Consider the following 16,482-nt stretch of genomic DNA (forward strand, 5'->3'; position numbering starts at 1 on the left):
TTTCCACTTCGGAGCGGTGGCGGCCCCTTCGGACCGCCCGCTGGAGGCGACATCCCAACATGAGTAACCCCCCTGTTTCGGGAGGCGGCAACCGCCTGTTCCTGAAGAAATCGATTGCCCAGATTCAGAAAGAAGCTGCCAAGAGCGAGCTTAAGCGGACGCTGGGCCCCATCAACCTGATGAGTTTGGGCATCGGCGCCATCATCGGTGCTGGCATTTTCGTTCTGACCGGCCAGGTGGCATCGGCCAATGCTGGTCCCGCCATTATGCTGTCCTTCGTGATCGCAGGAACGGCCTGCGCCCTCGCCGGTCTCTGCTATGCAGAGCTGGCCTCGACCATGCCGGTCTCCGGATCGGCCTATACCTATGCTTACGGAACCTTGGGCGAAGTGTTCGCCTGGATCATGGGCTGGCTGCTGGTGCTGGAATACGGCGTCGCCGCCTCGACCGTCGCGGTCGGCTGGTCCGGCTACGTCATATCGATCCTTTCTGACTTCGGCCTCAGTCAGCAGCTCTTCCCCATGATCCAGTATGCGGGCGGCGAGGGACCACAGTGGGCCACGCCGCTGGTCCAGCTGATCCAGGACGGGGCCTCGACCAGCTTCCCGCTGACCGGGACCTTCAACCTGGTGGCGGCCGTCGGCATTGCCGCCGTCTGCAGCCTGCTGGTGCTGGGCGTCTCGGAATCGGCCAACGTCAACAACATCATCGTGGTCATCAAGATCATCGTGCTGTTGACGTTCATTGCCGTCGGCATCGCCTACGTCGACCCGAACAACTGGGTGCCCTTCATCCCCGAGCCGACCGGTCAGGCCGGACAGTTCGGCGTCGGTGGCATCTTCCGCGGCGCGGCGATCATCTTCTTCGCCTATGTGGGCTTCGAGGCCGTCTCGACCGCCGCAGCCGAGGCCAAGAACCCGTCAAAAGATATCCCCATCGGCATCCTTGGCGCCCTGGTCGTCTGCACCATCATCTATATGGCGGTTGCCGCCGTCATGACCGGCGTGGTCCCCTATCTGGAGCTGGCCTCGCCCGCGCCGATCGCGGTCGCCATCGACCGGATGGGCCTGCACTGGGCCGATATTCCGCTGGCCGTCGCGCCGGGCGGACAGCTGAACCTGATCAGCTTCCTGATCAAGATCGGCGCCATCACCGGTCTCAGCTCGGTCATGCTGGTGCTCTGCTACGGCCAGACACGCATCTTCTACACCATGGCGCGTGACGGCCTGCTGCCGCGCTCCTTTGCCGTGATCCACCCCAAGTTCCGGACCCCGTGGATCGGCACGATCGTGCTGGGCATCCTGATCTCGATCGCGGCGGCCTTCCTGCCGATCTCGATCCTGGGCGACCTCGTGTCCCTGGGGACGGCCACGGCCTTCTCGATCGTGTGCCTGAGCGTCATCTATCTGCGCATCAAACACCCCGAGATGGAGCGTCCGTTCCGCGTACCGGGCGGTGTCTACACGGCGTTCGCCGGCATCTGTGCCTGTCTGTTCCTGGCCTACAACAATCTGTCGCCCATGATTCAGCACGCCATGAACGACAATCCGCTGCCGCTGATCCTGCTGGCCGCCTATGCGGCGGTCGGCGCCCTGATCTACATCGCCTACGGCTACTGGCACTCCAAGCTGGCCAAGGGCATCGACATCACCGAAGAGACGACCATCAGTTCTCCGGCCGACGCCTTCGGCCATGGCGTCGACAACATCAAGGAAGACTGACGACCCTTTCCGTCAGACACGCGAAGGCCCGGAGGTCACCCTCCGGGCCTTTTCGTATTCGGGGGCCGTTTCTCCTCAGGTGACGACCGAGGGCTCCGTCCGGCCCAGCCGGGACTCGATCCCGGCAAAGGCGTGCGCGACCTCTGCCACATCGGCCAGGGCCTCGGCGGGATCGCGGTGCAGGTCGCCGGCCGGATCCTCGAACCGCTCCAGATAGACCCGCAGCGTCGCTCCCGAAGACCCCGTGCCCGACAGGCGGTAGGTGACGCGGGCGTCCGGGCTCAGCCGCACGGTCACGCCCTGGTGTTTCACCTCAGACCCGTCCACCGGATCGCTGTAGGCAAAATCGTCGGCCGACTGCACGCGATAGCCGGCAATCTGCTGTCCCTCGGCCCCGGCCGCCGCCTCACGCAGGCTCTGCATGAAGGCGTTCGCCGGGCCGACCTCCAGCCCCTCGTAATCATGCCGCTGATAGTAGTCCCGGCCAAAGCGCGACCAGTGGCCGACCACCACCTCGCCGACCCCCTTGCCGGTCGCCGCCAGCACATTCAGCCAGAACAGCACCGCCCACAGACCGTCCTTCTCGCGGACGTGGTCCGAGCCGGTGCCAAAGCTCTCCTCGCCGCACAGGGTGATGCGCCCGGCGTCCAGCAGGTTGGTGAAGAATTTCCAGCCCGTCGGCGTCTCGTGCATCTCGATGCCCAGCGCCTCGGCCACGCGGTCTGCCGCGCGGCTGGTCGGCATGGAGCGCGCCAGCCCCTTCAGCCCGTCCCGGTAGCGCGGCACGCAGTCGGCATGGGCCGCCAGAATGGCCAGACTGTCGCCGGGCGACACCACCATCGCCGGCCCCATTATCATATTGCGGTCGCCGTCCCCGTCCGAGGCGGCGGCGAAATCCAGCGGATCCTCGCCGAACATCCGCGCCGTCAGTTCCGGCGTGTGGTCCGGATGCGGATCGGGATGTCCCCCGCCAAAGTCCGGCAGGGGCTCACCCCGCATCACCGTGCCGGCAGACGCCCCCAGCCTCCGCGCCAGAATCTCGGTCGCATAGGGGCCCGTCACCGCATGCATGGCGTCAAAGGCCATGCGGAAACCGGGCTGTGAGACCAGCGCCCGGATGGCGTCGAAGTCGAACACCGTCTCCATCAGATCGGCGTAGTCCGCGATCGGATCGATCACCTCGACGAGGCCGTCGCCCAGTCGCGTCTCGCTGATCGCCGAGAGGTCGGGCGCCGCGGCCTCGAGGATGCGATAGGCCTGGAGCTCCTTGCTGCGCGCGAACACTCCGGCCGTAAAGGTCGTCGGGGCGGGGCCTCCGCTCTCCGTATTGTATTTGACGCCGAAGTCGCCGTCCGGGCCGCCCGGATTGTGGCTGGCCGACAGGATCACCCCGCCCCTGGCGCCGCGCTTGCGGATCAGGGCCGAGGCCGCCGGCGTCGACATCAGGCCATCGCGGCCCACGATCACCCGTGAAAACCCGTTGGCCAGCGCCATCCGCACCACGATGGCCGCAGCCTCGCGACAGAAGAACCGCCCGTCGCCGCCGACCACCAGGGCATCGCCCGGCTGCGGGTCGGCTTCATCGAACACAGACTGCAGAAAGGCTTCCAGATAGCCCGGCCGCGTGAAGTCACGCGTGGATTTGCGCAGGCCGGACGTCCCGGGCTCCTGATCCTGCCACGGGGTGATGCTGACGCTCTGGACGGACACGAAATACCCTCGGCCTGCGGCGGCACCCGGCCACCCGAAAGCCATGTGTCTAGAGGGTTTTGCCTGTCAGGCGAAGGTCAGGCGATCGGCGCCGTCAACCATCCCAGCAGACTGGCCGCACTCACGGCCCCTGTCACCACGCCGACGGTCACCGCCAGACGGGCATTACGCGTTACGAAACCAAAGACATCACTGAACATGGCAGCCTCCCCGGACGCCCCAATACCGACACAATCCGGAGCGTTCAGCAAGGTGCACAAAGGGTTAACGCGCTAACAACTGCGTGATTCGCCTCACCGGCGAGTCAGGTGGTGCAGAACGATCGCCGAGGTCGCCGCCACGTTCAGCGAATCAAAGCCGGACGCCATCGGAATCCGGACCGGCCGGGCGCGGGCCAGCACCTGCGGAGGCAGACCCGGCCCCTCCGCCCCCAGCAGCACCAGCGACCGCGCCGGCGGCTCCAGCTCCAGCAGATCCGGGCCATCCCCCGGCGTCAGCGCCAGCGGCACATAGCCATAGGCCTCGGCCCGCTCGACCATGGCCAGGGCCGACAGCCCCGCCATCAGCGGCGTTCTCAGCACCGCGCCCACCGAGACGCGAATCGCCTTGCGATAGAAGGGATCACAGCAGCCGGGATCGATCATCACGCCGCACGCCCCCAGCGCCGCCGCATTGCGGAAGATACCGCCCATATTATCGGCATTGCCGATCCCCACCGCCCCGACCAGCACAGAACTCTCCGGCCGCGTTGCGAGGAAGGTATCGGGATCCAGGGGCGCGGGTTTTTCGCCCAGCGCCAGAATGCCCCGGTGCAGATGAAAGCCCGCGATTCCGTCCAACACCTCCTGCGGGGCCGTATAGATCGGCACATTGGGCTCCAGCCGCGCCAGCACGGGCTCCAGCTTCGCCAGCCGCTTGTCGGCCAGCAGCACGGCCCGCGCCCGGCACCGCGACCAGGCCGACGTCAGGACGTTCAGCACCACCTCTCCCTCGGCGATAAACAGGCCCTCGCGGCCGGTCAGGTCACGTTCGCGTACGTCGCGAAAGGCGGCGATCCGGGGATCATCGGCAGAGGTCAGGGATATCGGCGTCATGGTGTCGATTTATCGTTGCACAGTCCGGCGGGCCGCTGCTATAGCGCCCCCCTCTTGAGTACCTGTTCCGCGGTAGCTCAGTGGTAGAGCAGCCGACTGTTAATCGGCTGGTCGTAGGTTCGAATCCTACCCGCGGAGCCACTCACCCTTCCCTCACATCGCCACGAAAAACGAGCCCGACGCAGAGCGCCGGGCTTTGAAAAGGCTTGGTGATGGTGGGTGCCTCGCTAAAGGAATCCCAAGACTCCTGTTCTGCCGATTGGCTTAAGAAGTCGTTAACGGCGCGGCAGCCAGCTGACCTGGTGCGCCCCGTCCGGGGCCTGCCATTTCAGCAGGAAACCGTCCTCGCGCTCGAGTCGCGTGATCGCCGTCACAGCGCCGTCGCGTCTGTCGATGGACAGGGCCGGGACCGCAAAGACTTGCCCCTCGACACGGACTTCGGAAGGCGGGCTCCCGTCCATGCCGATCCGCCAATGGCCCAGCGTATCCGCCTGCACATGGATCGGACCACGCCCCGGCACTTCCACCCGGACATCCGACCCGGGATCCGCCCGCCCCGACAGGATCACGGCACGGCCGTCGTGGTCGACACTGGACAGCAGGGGGCCCTCGCCCAGCCGCTGACTGGTGCCGCCCGGTGACAGCAGCACAGCGGAGCCCCGGGCGGCATCCAGGATCACCAGGCGTCCGGGCCCCGGCACCGTCTCCTGTCCCAGTTGCGCCTCGGGCGCCAGGACCAGGCCGTCCACGGCCGTCAGCCGCACCTCGAAAAGCCCCCCGGCATCGGCAACCGCCGCATAGGCCCGGCCTGCGGGCGTCCTGAGGACGACGCGACCGCCCGGATCCGCCTGTCCGGACACGACAAGTTCGGTGCCGTCCCGGCGCAGGCCTGTGACCGAAGGCGGCATGATCCACCCGGACCCGGCCCCGGCCACCGGGGCCTCGGCAACGGCCCGTCCGGCGGCGGCCGGTCCCGACTCATCCCCCCCGCACCCGGCCAGGAGCACCGCGAGCGCAAGACCGGCCAGCCCCTTCCCGCCCATGGGCGGCATTCCATAAGGTTCGATTGCGCGTTTCAACGAGGCCATGCGCCCTGTATGGCAAAAACCACTGACTGCCGACAGTCATCCCGACCGTCGATTGTCCTGTCTTCTTTCCGAGGTTCCATGCCCACGACTTCCGCCGAGATTCGCCCCTTCAGCGGCCCCTCCGTCTGCCTGTTCTGCGGATCGTCCGAAACTGCTGACCCCAAATATACCGAGGCCGCTCGGGCTTTCGGCAAGGGCGTGGCGGAGAAGGGCTGGCGCCTGGTCTATGGCGGCGGCGGTGTGGGCCTGATGGGGGCCTCTGCCCGCGGCGCCCATGCGGCAGGCGGACGGGTGCTGGGTGTCATGCCCGAGTTCCTGCGCAGCCGCGAACGCCTGTTCGACGAGGTCGAGACCCTGGTGGTCGGCTCCATGCATGAGCGCAAGCAGATCATGTACGACGAATCCGACGCCTTCGTCGTCGCCCCGGGCGGTATCGGCACGCTGGAGGAGGTGATCGAGCTTCTGTCGTGGAAGCGCCTCGACCTGCACGGCAAGCCGGTCATCTTCCTCGATATCGACGGATTCTGGCAGACGCTGTTCCGGCTGATGGAGCACACGGTCGAGGCCGGGATGACCCCCGCGTCCTTCCTCGAGGCATGGACAGTATGCCGCACGGTCGACGAGGCCCTCGAGGCCCTGAACAGCATGGACACGCCGTCCGATTTGAAACATGATCATCGATAAGTGATCAGCGGTCACCAAAAACTCAGCGGCCGCGATTACCACCCTTGACAGTTTTCAAAAAAAACGGACATTGCGCCGTCACGGGCTCCCCTGCCCGGTCCAAGCTGGAGCGACTCCCCATGCGCACTCTTCTGATCGCGGCAATCCTTGCCGTCGCCACCCCGACCCTGGCCACCCCGGTCCAGGCTCCCGCCACCTCGGCCACCCTGGCCGACGCCGCCTCGGCCCCCTCGGGCCGGGTGATCATCGATGGCGCCACCTGGCGCTGTGAAGGCGACAGCTGCACCGCCACCGGTGGCGCCAACCAGCCGGCCTCGCGCGCCTGCCGCCGCGTCGTCGCCCGTCTGGGCGAAGTCACCGCCTTCACGTGGAAGGGCACCGCCCTGTCCGCCGAAGAACTGGCCGCCTGCAACGCCTGATCGGTCTGAACTCTGGCGGGACGGTCAGGCCGTCTCGCCAGAGAGCCGTTTCAGCATGCGCTCGCGCCCGATCAGCGGGATCAGCGACGCCATATCCGGTCCATGCTCCTGCCCCGTCAGGGCCTGACGCAGCGGCATGAACAGGGCCTTGCCCTTGGCCCCCGTGCGGGCCTTGATCTCTGCAATCCAGGCTGACCAGCTGTCACCGTCGATGGTCTCCGGCAGGGTCTCGGCCGCCACCCTGGCAAACTCCGCATCCGCGATCACCGGCGTCACCGGACCGTTGACGAGCCGCACCAGCGCCGCGACGTCGCCGAACCGTTCCAGGTTCGGACGCACCGTCGTCCAGAAGTCCTCTCCCAGATCACAGTCGATCGCCGCCAGACGCCCCTGCGCCTCGGCATAGCTCATCGCGTGCAGGGCCTGGGCGTTCAGCCGGTCCAGATCCGCCGTGTCATAGCGGGCCGGTGACCGGCCCATCTTGTCGAAGCTGAAGCCCTGCCCCAGCTCGGCCATCGACGGCGCGATCTCCAGCGCATCCGAGGTGCCGATCTTGCCGAGGTGGCTGGTGATGGCGATCGGCTCATAGCCCTGGTCGCGCATGTCCGAGATCGACAGCGAGCCCAGCCGCTTGGACAGGGCCTGCCCGTCGGCTCCGACCAGCAGCGGCATATGGGCAAAGCCCGGCAGGCTGCCGGTCCAGCCCAAGGCGATCAGCGCCTCGAAGATCTCGATCTGCGCGCCGGTATTGGTCACATGGTCCTCGCCCCGGATCACATGGCTGATGCCCATGTCCAGATCGTCGACCACGGACGGCAGGGTATAGAGGAACAGGCCATCCTCGCGGATCAGCACCGGGTCGGACATCGAGGCCGTATCCACCTCCGCCGAACCGCGCGCGAGATCGACCCAGTGCACCCGGCGTCCGTCCAGCTTGAAGCGCCAGTGCGGACGACGGCCCTCGGCCTCATAGGCGTCGCGCTGAACCTGGGTCAGTTGCAGGGCGGCCCGGTCATAGATGGGCGGCTGGCCGCGCGACAGCTGCACCTTGCGGCGGCGATCCAGTTCATCGGCTGTCTCATAGCAGGGGTACAGCCGCCCGGCCGCCTTCAGCCGCTCGGCGGCCTCGCGGTAGCGGTCGAAGCGCTGCGACTGGTTGTGCCGCTCGTCCCAGACCAGACCCAGCCAGGTCAGATCTTCCTCGATGCCGCGCTCATAGTCCGCCGTCGAGCGGGCCAGATCGGTGTCGTCGATGCGCAGCACGAACTGCCCGCCCTGCCCTTTCGCGAACAGCCAGTTGACCAGGGCCGTGCGGACATTGCCGACGTGCAGCTTACCCGTCGGCGACGGGGCGAAACGGACTTTGACAGTCATGGGGCGACAAACCTTGAACGTGAGGCGCGTAGGTCGCGCCCCGCCCGGTCGAAGTCAAGGCACAGGGGCGCTCAATCGCCCGCGTCGTCGCCGGCGAACAGCCACAGCATGCCGGCGCGATAGGCATCCGTTGAATTGGCGGCGTGGGTGCCCCCGGGAATCCGGATCAGGCGGATGTCCCACGGGCGATCGGGGATATCCCGGTCAGACCAGGTGTCGACCCAGAGCGCCGCTTCCGCAGGAAGGTCGGCCCTGTCCCGCTCGCCACTGGTGATGACGACCCCGAGGTCGTCCCGCCGGGCCGGCGCCGCCCGGTCGAGGATCGAGCCCATGCCGGGCGTCAGGGAGGGGTTGCTGGCGATCCGCCCCCGGAACACGTCGGGATGGGCGACAGCCGAATAGAGCACCAGATTGCCGGCGCGCGACTGACCGAACAGGATCCGCTGCTCCGGGTCGACGTGGAACCGCCCCTCGATGAGCGGGATCAGTTCCCCGGTCAGGAAGGTGTGAAAGCGCCCGGCGCCGGCGTCCTCGGCCGGGACACCCTGATCGGGCGACTGGAAGTCGATGTTGCGGCGGTTCACCGAGGGGTCGAACCCGCCATAGGCAATGCCCACGATCACAGCTTCCGGCAGGCTCTCTTCATAGGTCAGGAACAGGTGGTTCGACGCCAGAATGGGGAACAGGCTGTCACCATCCAGCAGATAGACGACCGGATAGGCCGGGCCCTCCGGGTCATAGTCCAACGGCAGGCGGACGTAGATGTCAAAGCCCCGGCCGAGCGTCGCGGACTCCAGGCGGAAGGCCTCGCCCCGCAGGGCCGCTGGAAACGGAACGTCGCCGACCTGCTGCGCCAAGGCGTGCGGCGCACTGCCGAGCAGAAGGAGACCGAACAGGATGCTGACAAGGCCGCGCATCCCGGTCGCTCCCCTCAGTCGTCGCGGTGGACGCGCTCGCGGCGCTCGTGGCGTTCCTGGGCCTCGACCGACAGGGTCGCGGTCGGCCGGGCTTCCAGCCGCCCCAGGCTGATCGGCTCGCCGGTTTCCTCGCAATAGCCGTAGGAGCCGTCCTCGATCCGGCGCAGCGCCTCATCGATCTTGGCGATCAGCTTGCGCTGGCGGTCGCGGGTGCGCAGTTCCAGCGCGCGATCCGATTCCGACGAGGCCCGGTCCACCAGATCGGGGTGGTTCTCGGTCTCGGCTTTCAGATTGACGACCGTGCCCTTGGACTCTCGAAGGATGTCATCCTTCCAGGCGTTCAGCTTGCCCTTGAAATAGGCCAGCTGCCGCTCATTCATAAAGGGTTCGTCGTCGGACGGGCGATAGGCCACCGGGCCTTCGTCCATCACAGAGGCTAATGCGTTCATCGCACTCACGCTCACTCTTCACGCCCCCCTGCGGCGCAAGCAGGCCTATAGGCAAGCTGACGAGTCGCCTCAAGCCGATTCCCCATATCGAACCGGTTTGCAGGGTCACTATGCCGTGAGCCGTGACAATTCGCCCTCACCCTTGAAAGGGCTCAGTTTCCGGCGACGGCGGCCTTGGCCAGCTCGACCGCAACCCGCAGGTCCACCTGGTCCAGCACGGCGTTGAGGCTGGCATCCTCTGAGTCCGGCCGATCCTCGCCCCCGGTCTGGGACAGGGCCCGCAGGGCATCGGCATCCCCCTGCCCGGCCAGATGGGCCAGTTTCAGGGCCTCCAACCGGTCCAGCAGACGGTGCCCGCGCCGGATCGCCCGGCGGCGACGCTCCAGCGGCCCCTCGACGCCTTCGACGCCCTGAAGCGCCATCAGCGAGGCGACGCTGGTCGGGCCGGACATGGCCGCGACCCCGGATTTGGCGCCGGCGGCGGAAGCACCGGCGGCCCCGCCCAGGCTGAAGCCACCCGCCGCCTGCCCCGGGCGGGTCGGACGGGAGGCAGGACCACTCGACTGCGGACCATTGATCTTCATGTGCGGGCACTCCGGACCATGACCGATATCTGGGCCCGCGAGGTGAGGGTTTGGTTAACGGCCCGGCAAAATCTGCTGGCCAGAAGCATGCCGCATTCCACCAACCTGTTGTTTTTCCTAGATTCAGGTCCCGGCACGGAATTGGCATGACCTAACCCGTAATTGTCAGGACCCTCTTCATGACGTCAGTTCTTGCCCGCCTCGCCTCCTGCCTCGCCGCCGGTGCCCTCGCGCTGGTCGCCCTGCCGCAGGCCGCCCAGGCCCAGTCGCGCATCAAGGACATCGTCTCGATCGAGGGCGTCCGCTCCAACCAGCTGGTGGGCTATGGCCTGGTCGTCGGCTTGAACGGCACCGGCGACAACCTGCGCAACTGCCCCCTGACCCGCCAGTCGCTGGAGGGGATGATGGAGCGTCAGGGCGTCAACATCCGCGGCGCCAACGCCAACACCAAGAACATCGCCGCCGTCATGGTAACCGCCGAACTGCCGCCCTTCGCCACGCCCGGCGCCCGCATCGACGTCTCCGTCTCGACCCTGTGCGACGCCAAGAGCCTGCTGGGCGGCACGGTTGTTGTCACCGCCCTGCAGGGCGCCGACGGCGAGGTCTATGCCGTGGCCCAGGGCTCGATCCAGACCGGATCGTTGTCGGCCTCGGGCGCCTCGGGTTCGTCCATCACGCGCGGCGTGCCGACCGCCGGCCGCATCGCCGGCGGAGCCGTGGTCGAGCGCGAGACCGGCTTTGACCTGGGCCGCCAGGCCGAGGTCCGCCTGACCCTGCGCAACCCGGACTTCACCACCGCCCAGCGCGTCGCCTTTGCCATCAACGACGCCTATCCCGGCACCGCCTTTGCCGAGAACGGCACGGTCGTCACCGTGCGCGCGCCGCAGGGCTGGGGCATGGCCGGCTATCTCAGCCGGATCGAGAACCTGCCCGTCACGGTCGACGCCCCGGCCCGGGTGATCATCGACGAGGTCAACGGCGTGATCGTCATGGGCGAGGCCGTGCGGGTCTCCACCGTTGCCATCGCCCAGGGCAATCTGACCGTCACCGTCCAGGAAGACCCCTTCGTCAGCCAGCCCGCCCCCTTCAGCGACGGCGAGACTGTGGTCGTCCCGTCCTCCGTGGTCACGGTCGAGGAAGACCAGGGCACCCAGATGCGGATCGTCGGCGGCGGCGCCTCCCTGTCCAGCCTGGTGGCCGGCCTCAATGCCCTCGGCGTCACGCCCCGCGACATGATCAGCATCCTGCAGGCCATCAAGGCCGCCGGCGCCCTGCAAGCCGACATCGAGGTGATGTAAACCATGGCCGATCCGCTCACCCTCTCTCCTGACCTGCTCCGCCCGGTCCAGACCCCGACCCTCCGCCAGGACCGCATGCGCGAGACGGCCGAGGACTTCGAGGCCTCCTTCATCGCCCAGATGCTGCGCCCGATGTTCGAGGGCCTGTCGACCGAAGCCCCTTTCGGCGGCGGTGAGGCCGAGGCCACCTGGCGCTCCTTCCTGATCGACGAAATGGCCAAGCAAACCGTCCGCTCGGGCGGCATCGGCCTGGCCGATCAGGTCATGTCCACCATGATCAAGATGCAGGAAGCCTCCTGATGAACGACACCGCCTTTACCGTCACCGCCTCGGCCCGGGTTCGCCAGCTGATCGAGCTGACCCAGGCCCTGACGCGTCGCCTGTCCGACGAACTGGCCGCCTTCGAGGCCCAGCGGCCGCAGGATGTGGCCGCCGGTCTGGCCGAGACCCAGGATCTCGCCAACCGCTATCGGCGCGAGTCGGCCCAGATCAAGGCCGATCCCTCGGGCCTGGCGCAGGCCCCCGCCTCGGACCGCGTGGCCCTGGTCAAGGCGACAGAGGCGTTCGAGGCCATCCTCGGTCGCCACGCCCGCGCGGTCGAGGCCGCCCGCATCATCTCCGAAGGCCTGGTCCGCACGCTGGCCGCCGAAATCCGCGAACAGCGCGGCGTGCCCAATGCCTATGGCGCCAGCGGTCAGGCCACCCCCACCGACGGCAGCGCCGTCGCCTTCAGCCGCTCCGCCTGAATCCAGACGGGTGAAAACACCGTCTGAACCGTCTGAATGGTCTGTATCGTCTGTTTGGCCTCCCGCCCCGCTGATCCGGGGTCGCCAGGGAGTGTACCTCCCCGACGAAGCAGGGCGAGCAAATCGGACCGGGATCGGGCCGGTGCTCTGAAAACACGAAGATTTCCGCCCCGGCGCAGCGCAGTCCCGGGTGCCGAGCCCGCACCCCGACAACCTGTCGTTAACCGGACTTGCCACCGGTTTCTTCAAGACTGTCGGTCTAGATGGGCAAAATGGCGCTCAGCAGTCGTCTCCTTGGTCTGGCCTTCGCTTCGGCGGACACCCTCGTCGAAATCGACGGCGAGGATCGGGTCGTGCTGGCCATGGGCGCGGCGCCGGCTGTCGGACACGCACCGGAAGACGCCTGGACAAACCGCCCGCTGATCGACCTGTTCGAGCCTCGCAGCGCCGAACGGCTGAAGGCGGCACTGGAAACCCTGACGCCCGGGGCGCGCAGTGAGCCGCTGGACCTGTTGTACAGCCTGGGACGCGGCGCCTATCGACGGGTCCGCCTGCGCCTGTTCAGCCTGCCCGAGCTCGCCCCCCACTGTTCCTGCGCCCTCACATGGCTGGGCCAGAGCTTTGAGCTGGACACCCCCGAGGACAAACCGCTCCTCAGCCGGGACGCCCTGATGCGTCAGACCGGCAGTCTGCTTGCCGCCCAGACCTCGGATCCGCTCAGCCTCGCCTTCATCGATGTCGCCGGAATGGACCAGGTCGAGGGCGACCAGCTCAACAGCCTGACCGCCCGACTGCACTCCGCCCTGCAATCGATGTCCATCGACGGGGCCTCCGCCTCGCATCTTGCCGGAAACGCCTATGCGCTGTTGCGGCACGAGTCCGACACGGCCTCCATCGAGGAAGCCATTCACAATGTTGCGGCCCTGGAGGGCGTCGACGTCAGCGCGGACGTCCGCCAGGTCGAGTTGACGCCCGGCGTCGACCGCCAGGCGACCCTTCGTGCCATGCGCCATGCGCTGGAGGTCTGCATCACCAACGGGGCGCAAGACGATCCCGATGTGACCTTCAAGAAGACGCTGGATCGCACCCTGGTGCAGATGGACAGCTTCCGGGCCATGGTGAAGGCGCGTGACTTTGCCCTGCACTATCAACCGATCGTCGACCTGGAGTCGGGCGCCGTTCATCATTTCGAGGCCCTGGCGCGCATTCCCGGCTCTGACGGGCCCGAGAGCACGATCCGCCTGGCCGAAACCCTGGCGCTGATCGACAGCTTTGACCTGGCCGTGGCCGAGAAAGCCATCCAGTTGATGAGGCGGCCGGGATTTGGACTGACGCATGTGGCGATCAATGTCTCGGCTGGCGCGCTCGATTCGGACGCCTATGGCCAGGCGCTGTTGCGGCTGTCTGCCGGTGACCCGGACATCCGTCGCCGTCTCAGCCTCGAGATTACCGAAACCGCCAACATCACGGATCTGGCCGCCGCCCAGGCGCGCCTCCTCCGCATCCGGCAGGCGGGCTTCAAGGTCTATCTGGATGACTTCGGTGTCGGGGCGTCGTGCTTTGACTATCTGAATCACCTGACGGTCGACGGGGTGAAGATCGATGGCACCTTCGTGATGCGCGCGACCGAAGACGAGAAGGCCCGCACCCTGATCCGTCACCTCGTCGATATGTGCGGGGGCCTGGAGCTGAAGACCGTGGCCGAGCGCGTCGAGACGGGCGAGGTCGCCGAGCTGATGCTGAAACTGGGCGTGAAGCTGGGCCAGGGGTGGTTCTTCGGCAGGCCCGAACCGCAGCCTCGCCTCGAACGGCCGACCCTCGCGGCCACCGGGCGCCGACGCGGCGCCGTGGAGTCCTGGGGCTGAGCCTCAGCCCAACCGAACCTCGCGCCCGATACGGATCGCTTCCAGAAAGTCCCGGTCGTGGCTGACGACGATCAGCGCTCCGTCCCAGGCGGCCAGCGCCGCCTCGACCGCCTCGATGGCGTCGAGATCCAGATGGTTGGTCGGCTCGTCCAGCACCAGCAGTTGCGGCGGCTCCGGGCCGGTCATCACACAGGCCAGGGCGGCCCGCAGACGCTCCCCACCCGACAGAACCGCGACCGACTTGTGCGCCTCGACATTGCGGAACAGGAAGCGCGCCAGCGCCGCCTGGGCGTCGTTCAATGTGCCCTCCGGGTTCAGCCTCTGCCAGGCCTCGACCAGGGTCTCGTCGTCCCGCAGCAAACCGGCGTGCTGGTCCAGCAGGGCCAGCGGCACCGATCGCTCGACCGTGCCCGCTGACGGAGTGATCCGGCCCGCGATCAGGTCCAGCAGGGTGGTCTTGCCCGAGCCGTTGGGCCCGGTGATCGCCACCCGCTCGGGTCCGGTCAGCCTCAAATCGAAGGGACCGACCCGCGGCCCCCGGTCGCCGTCGGCCCGGACGCCCTGCAGGGTCAGCACCTGTCGCCCGGCGGCCAGTCCGGTCGGCGGCAGGGGCACGCTCATGCGCCGCACCCGCTCGACCCGCTCGCGAGCGGCGGCCAGTGCCTGTTCCGCGTCTTCCGCCTGCTTCGCCGCCAGCCGGACCTGACTGGCCCCGGACTGCTCGGCCTGCTCGATCTTCGCGTCGCGCAGCATTTTCGGCATGTCGCCCTTCAGGCCCTTGCGCCGTCCGGCCCGGTCGCGCCGGGCCTTGGTCTCCGCCCGGCGCTGCGCCTCCGCGGCTGTGCGGGCGACTGCGCTTTCTGCCAGGGCCAGATCGTGTTCGGCCGCCTGACGCTCCAAGGCCTTGCGTTCGGCATAGAGGTCGTAGTGTCCGCCATAAACGGATGCCCCCAGCGGCGACAGCTCGACGATCCGGTCCATCCGGCGCAGCAGGGCCCGGTCGTGGCTGACCACGACCGCCCCGCCCGGCCATGTCGCCAGTCGCTCGGCCACCAGCGCGCGCCCCGCTTCGTCGAGATGGTTGGTCGGCTCATCCAGCAGGATCAAATCCGGCCCGGCCAGGTCCAGCGCCGCCAGCTCCAGACGCGTGCGCTCCCCCCCGCTGAGGGTAGCGGTGTCCCGGCCGAGGGCCAGCCCGCGCAAACCGACGGCGGCCAGCGCCTCCTCCAGCCGCGACTCCAGCGTCCAGTCGACCTCGGCCAGATCGTCGGCCGTGCCTTCTCCCGCCAGAATGCGCTGCTGGCGGGCCAGGGCCTCCTCGACGCCCAGCACGCCCGCGACGGTCAGGTCCGGCGCCGTGCCGGACTCCTGACGGAGGCGCGCGATGCTCCCTGCGCGCGCGACCGAGCCTTCGGCCGGCGCACGATCCCCTGAGATCAGTTCGAGCAGGGTCGTCTTGCCAGTGCCGTTGCGACCGACAATGCCGGTGCGCTCGCGCCCCAGCGACAGGTTCAGGTTTTCAAAAAGCGTGCGGCCGTCAGGCGTGCGGGCCGCGACGCCGCTGAGCGTCACGAACGCGGATGGGGACGGGTTTCGGGCGAGGCTGGAGCGAGACATAGGCGACCACGAGAGCGACGAGGGAAAGGGCGGTACCGATTTCCACAGCGCTGATCATGATCGTCTGGCCTCCAGCAATTACTCACGCGAAGGCATCAGAATGGGGTCAAACGCCCGGCGGCGCAAGCGCCATTCCCCCATGGCCAGATGCACGAAGCCGTGAGAGCATGCGCCCGGGGAATAATCGGGGGCTTCGATATCCGCCCCGGCCGCCGGGCCTTTCACGATCCACGGTGCCTCAGGCCACCGACCCTTCCGCCCCGGCGCTGCGAAGCTCCGGCGGTTCCTGAGAGGGCGCTGCGTCGCCGGCCTCGCCCGGCTCCGGAGTCACCCCGGGCGAGGCGCCCGGCTTGATGGTCGCATTCAGTTGGAAGCCGTGCACCTTCCAGCTCTCACCCTGCTTACGGAAGATCACGTTCTGGTGGATAACCCGGTCCGGATAATCGTAACTGCGCGAGACCTCGTACGTCGTGCCGTCCGTTCCCACGAACGACCGCCAGCCGGTCGTATTTCCTTCAGGGACCGGACCGTCGGGGATGATCGACTTGAGGAAGGGCAACTGGGCCTTCACCTCGACCGCGTCGTTTTCATCCGTCAGAAAGGCGACGACCGTCGCCTCGTCACCCTTGGCGAGCGCGGCCATCAAGGCTTGGGCGTCCTGATTGCGATCCTCGTTGCCGGTCAGAGACGGCATACTGCATGCGGCCACCGCCAGCATCAGGACCATTGGAAGCGCTCGCACCCAGGCCATCGACATCACCTACTCCCGTTTCCAGAGAACGCTGGCACGGAGATCGGACGGGTTCAAGCAGCTCAGTGCCGTGAGTTCCGTATTTGTTCTTGCTGCATCCCGCGATTCAGTGCCCATATAGCGGCGGCAAGCCGGACCCGTCCGGCCTTCTCTGCGTTCCCGGAC

The 16,482-nt window shown here is 67.6% G+C and carries 17 protein-coding genes and 1 tRNA gene; 8 read left to right on the plus strand and 10 right to left on the minus strand.

The features are described from left to right. Nucleotides 1-59: 59 nt before the first annotated feature. Nucleotides 60-1,721 (plus strand): amino acid permease, encoded by a 1,662-nt coding sequence (locus tag V7672_RS12945; RefSeq protein WP_335625008.1) that lies wholly within the window; start codon nucleotides 60-62, stop codon nucleotides 1,719-1,721. Nucleotides 1,722-1,796: 75 nt separating this feature from the next. On the opposite strand, the gene V7672_RS12950 is transcribed toward V7672_RS12945, so the two are convergent. The 3 genes from V7672_RS12950 to V7672_RS12960 form a co-directional block, all read right to left on the minus strand. Beyond that, a complete protein-coding gene (locus V7672_RS12950) occupies nucleotides 1,797-3,431 on the minus strand; it encodes an alpha-D-glucose phosphate-specific phosphoglucomutase (protein ID WP_335625009.1) in 1,635 nt (544 codons plus the stop codon). A gap of 77 nt (nucleotides 3,432-3,508) precedes the next feature. Continuing rightward, on the minus strand, nucleotides 3,509-3,631 hold the full coding sequence (locus tag V7672_RS12955) for a hypothetical protein (RefSeq protein ID WP_322260340.1): 123 nt from the start codon (nucleotides 3,629-3,631) through the stop codon (nucleotides 3,509-3,511). Nucleotides 3,632-3,724: 93 nt separating this feature from the next. Beyond that, on the minus strand, nucleotides 3,725-4,525 hold the full coding sequence (locus tag V7672_RS12960; protein WP_335625010.1) for a TrmH family RNA methyltransferase: 801 nt from the start codon (nucleotides 4,523-4,525) through the stop codon (nucleotides 3,725-3,727). A 66-nt stretch (nucleotides 4,526-4,591) separates the two neighbouring features. Here V7672_RS12960 and V7672_RS12965 point away from each other — a divergent pair. Further along, nucleotides 4,592-4,666: transfer RNA gene (locus tag V7672_RS12965), tRNA-Asn, on the plus strand. Between the two features lie 134 nt (nucleotides 4,667-4,800). On the opposite strand, the gene V7672_RS12970 is transcribed toward V7672_RS12965, so the two are convergent. After that, entirely contained in the window at nucleotides 4,801-5,568 is a 768-nt protein-coding gene (locus V7672_RS12970) for a hypothetical protein (protein ID WP_335625011.1), read from the minus strand. Between the two features lie 123 nt (nucleotides 5,569-5,691). Here V7672_RS12970 and V7672_RS12975 point away from each other — a divergent pair, with 123 nt between their 5' ends. Together V7672_RS12975 and V7672_RS12980 are read left to right on the plus strand one after the other, a co-directional pair. After that, nucleotides 5,692-6,297 carry a TIGR00730 family Rossman fold protein gene (locus V7672_RS12975; protein WP_335625012.1) on the plus strand — a complete coding sequence of 202 codons (606 nt, stop codon included), beginning with the start codon at nucleotides 5,692-5,694 and terminating at the stop codon, nucleotides 6,295-6,297. A gap of 119 nt (nucleotides 6,298-6,416) precedes the next feature. After that, nucleotides 6,417-6,716 carry a CC_3452 family protein gene (locus V7672_RS12980; protein ID WP_335625013.1) on the plus strand — a complete coding sequence of 100 codons (300 nt, stop codon included), beginning with the start codon at nucleotides 6,417-6,419 and terminating at the stop codon, nucleotides 6,714-6,716. Between the two features lie 24 nt (nucleotides 6,717-6,740). Here V7672_RS12980 and gltX read toward each other — a convergent pair whose 3' ends face one another. From gltX to V7672_RS13000, 4 genes are all read right to left on the minus strand, one after another. Continuing rightward, complete coding sequence (gltX, locus tag V7672_RS12985) at nucleotides 6,741-8,090, minus strand: glutamate--tRNA ligase (protein WP_335625014.1); 1,350 nt, start codon at nucleotides 8,088-8,090, stop codon at nucleotides 6,741-6,743. Between the two features lie 71 nt (nucleotides 8,091-8,161). Next, the gene (locus V7672_RS12990; protein WP_335625015.1) at nucleotides 8,162-9,007 is read right to left on the minus strand and encodes an alpha/beta hydrolase; all 846 of its coding nucleotides are present in this window, start codon (nucleotides 9,005-9,007) and stop codon (nucleotides 8,162-8,164) included. A 14-nt stretch (nucleotides 9,008-9,021) separates the two neighbouring features. Further along, nucleotides 9,022-9,435: an RNA polymerase-binding protein DksA gene (gene dksA / locus V7672_RS12995; protein ID WP_442889469.1), complete on the minus strand. Its 414-nt coding sequence runs from the start codon at nucleotides 9,433-9,435 to the stop codon at nucleotides 9,022-9,024. A 173-nt stretch (nucleotides 9,436-9,608) separates the two neighbouring features. Then, nucleotides 9,609-10,040, minus strand: a complete 432-nt coding sequence (locus V7672_RS13000) for a flagellar assembly protein FliX (RefSeq protein WP_335625017.1) — start codon at nucleotides 10,038-10,040, stop codon at nucleotides 9,609-9,611. A gap of 161 nt (nucleotides 10,041-10,201) precedes the next feature. On the opposite strand from V7672_RS13000, the gene V7672_RS13005 reads away from it, so the two are divergent. The 4 genes from V7672_RS13005 (at nucleotide 10,202) to V7672_RS13020 (ending at nucleotide 13,949) form a co-directional block, all read left to right on the plus strand. Then, the gene (locus V7672_RS13005; RefSeq protein WP_241153168.1) at nucleotides 10,202-11,338 is read left to right on the plus strand and encodes a flagellar basal body P-ring protein FlgI; all 1,137 of its coding nucleotides are present in this window, start codon (nucleotides 10,202-10,204) and stop codon (nucleotides 11,336-11,338) included. Nucleotides 11,339-11,341: 3 nt separating this feature from the next. Then, nucleotides 11,342-11,638 (plus strand): rod-binding protein, encoded by a 297-nt coding sequence (locus V7672_RS13010; RefSeq protein ID WP_335625018.1) that lies wholly within the window; start codon nucleotides 11,342-11,344, stop codon nucleotides 11,636-11,638. Then, nucleotides 11,638-12,084 carry a flagellar basal-body protein FlbY gene (locus V7672_RS13015; protein ID WP_335625019.1) on the plus strand — a complete coding sequence of 149 codons (447 nt, stop codon included), beginning with the start codon at nucleotides 11,638-11,640 and terminating at the stop codon, nucleotides 12,082-12,084. Before V7672_RS13010 ends, V7672_RS13015 begins: the two co-directional genes overlap by 1 nt. 272 nt (nucleotides 12,085-12,356) lie before the next feature. Next, the gene (locus V7672_RS13020; RefSeq protein WP_335625020.1) at nucleotides 12,357-13,949 is read left to right on the plus strand and encodes an EAL domain-containing protein; all 1,593 of its coding nucleotides are present in this window, start codon (nucleotides 12,357-12,359) and stop codon (nucleotides 13,947-13,949) included. A gap of 3 nt (nucleotides 13,950-13,952) precedes the next feature. Here the strand turns inward: V7672_RS13020 and V7672_RS13025 are convergent, their stop codons facing one another. Together V7672_RS13025 and V7672_RS13030 are read right to left on the minus strand one after the other, a co-directional pair. Then, nucleotides 13,953-15,521, minus strand: coding sequence for an ABC-F family ATP-binding cassette domain-containing protein (locus tag V7672_RS13025; RefSeq protein ID WP_442889442.1), 1,569 nt, complete (start codon nucleotides 15,519-15,521; stop codon nucleotides 13,953-13,955). A gap of 283 nt (nucleotides 15,522-15,804) precedes the next feature. Further along, entirely contained in the window at nucleotides 15,805-16,284 is a 480-nt protein-coding gene (locus V7672_RS13030) for a hypothetical protein (RefSeq protein WP_335625022.1), read from the minus strand. Nucleotides 16,285-16,482 lie beyond the last annotated feature (198 nt).

The organism is Brevundimonas sp., assembly GCF_036963785.1.
GTDB lineage: Bacteria > Pseudomonadota > Alphaproteobacteria > Caulobacterales > Caulobacteraceae > Brevundimonas.

Excerpts from the sequence above, each read along its gene's own strand:
- V7672_RS12980 (WP_335625013.1), top strand. The coding sequence starts at position 6,417 with ATGCGCACTCTTCTGATCGCGGCAATCCTTGCCGTCGCCACCCCGACC.
- V7672_RS13015 (WP_335625019.1), top strand. The coding sequence starts at position 11,638 with ATGAACGACACCGCCTTTACCGTCACCGCCTCGGCCCGGGTTCGCCAG.
- V7672_RS12975 (WP_335625012.1), top strand. The coding sequence starts at position 5,692 with ATGCCCACGACTTCCGCCGAGATTCGCCCCTTCAGCGGCCCCTCCGTC.
- V7672_RS13030 (WP_335625022.1), bottom strand. The coding sequence starts at position 16,284 with ATGCTGGCGGTGGCCGCATGCAGTATGCCGTCTCTGACCGGCAACGAG.
- V7672_RS12945 (WP_335625008.1), top strand. The coding sequence starts at position 60 with ATGAGTAACCCCCCTGTTTCGGGAGGCGGCAACCGCCTGTTCCTGAAG.
- dksA (WP_442889469.1), bottom strand. The coding sequence starts at position 9,435 with ATGGACGAAGGCCCGGTGGCCTATCGCCCGTCCGACGACGAACCCTTT.
- gltX (WP_335625014.1), bottom strand. The coding sequence starts at position 8,090 with ATGACTGTCAAAGTCCGTTTCGCCCCGTCGCCGACGGGTAAGCTGCAC.
- V7672_RS12990 (WP_335625015.1), bottom strand. The coding sequence starts at position 9,007 with ATGCGCGGCCTTGTCAGCATCCTGTTCGGTCTCCTTCTGCTCGGCAGT.
- V7672_RS13020 (WP_335625020.1), top strand. The coding sequence starts at position 12,357 with ATGGCGCTCAGCAGTCGTCTCCTTGGTCTGGCCTTCGCTTCGGCGGAC.
- V7672_RS13010 (WP_335625018.1), top strand. The coding sequence starts at position 11,342 with ATGGCCGATCCGCTCACCCTCTCTCCTGACCTGCTCCGCCCGGTCCAG.
- V7672_RS12960 (WP_335625010.1), bottom strand. The coding sequence starts at position 4,525 with ATGACGCCGATATCCCTGACCTCTGCCGATGATCCCCGGATCGCCGCC.
- V7672_RS12955 (WP_322260340.1), bottom strand. The coding sequence starts at position 3,631 with ATGTTCAGTGATGTCTTTGGTTTCGTAACGCGTAATGCCCGTCTGGCG.
- V7672_RS12970 (WP_335625011.1), bottom strand. The coding sequence starts at position 5,568 with ATGGGCGGGAAGGGGCTGGCCGGTCTTGCGCTCGCGGTGCTCCTGGCC.
- V7672_RS13000 (WP_335625017.1), bottom strand. The coding sequence starts at position 10,040 with ATGAAGATCAATGGTCCGCAGTCGAGTGGTCCTGCCTCCCGTCCGACC.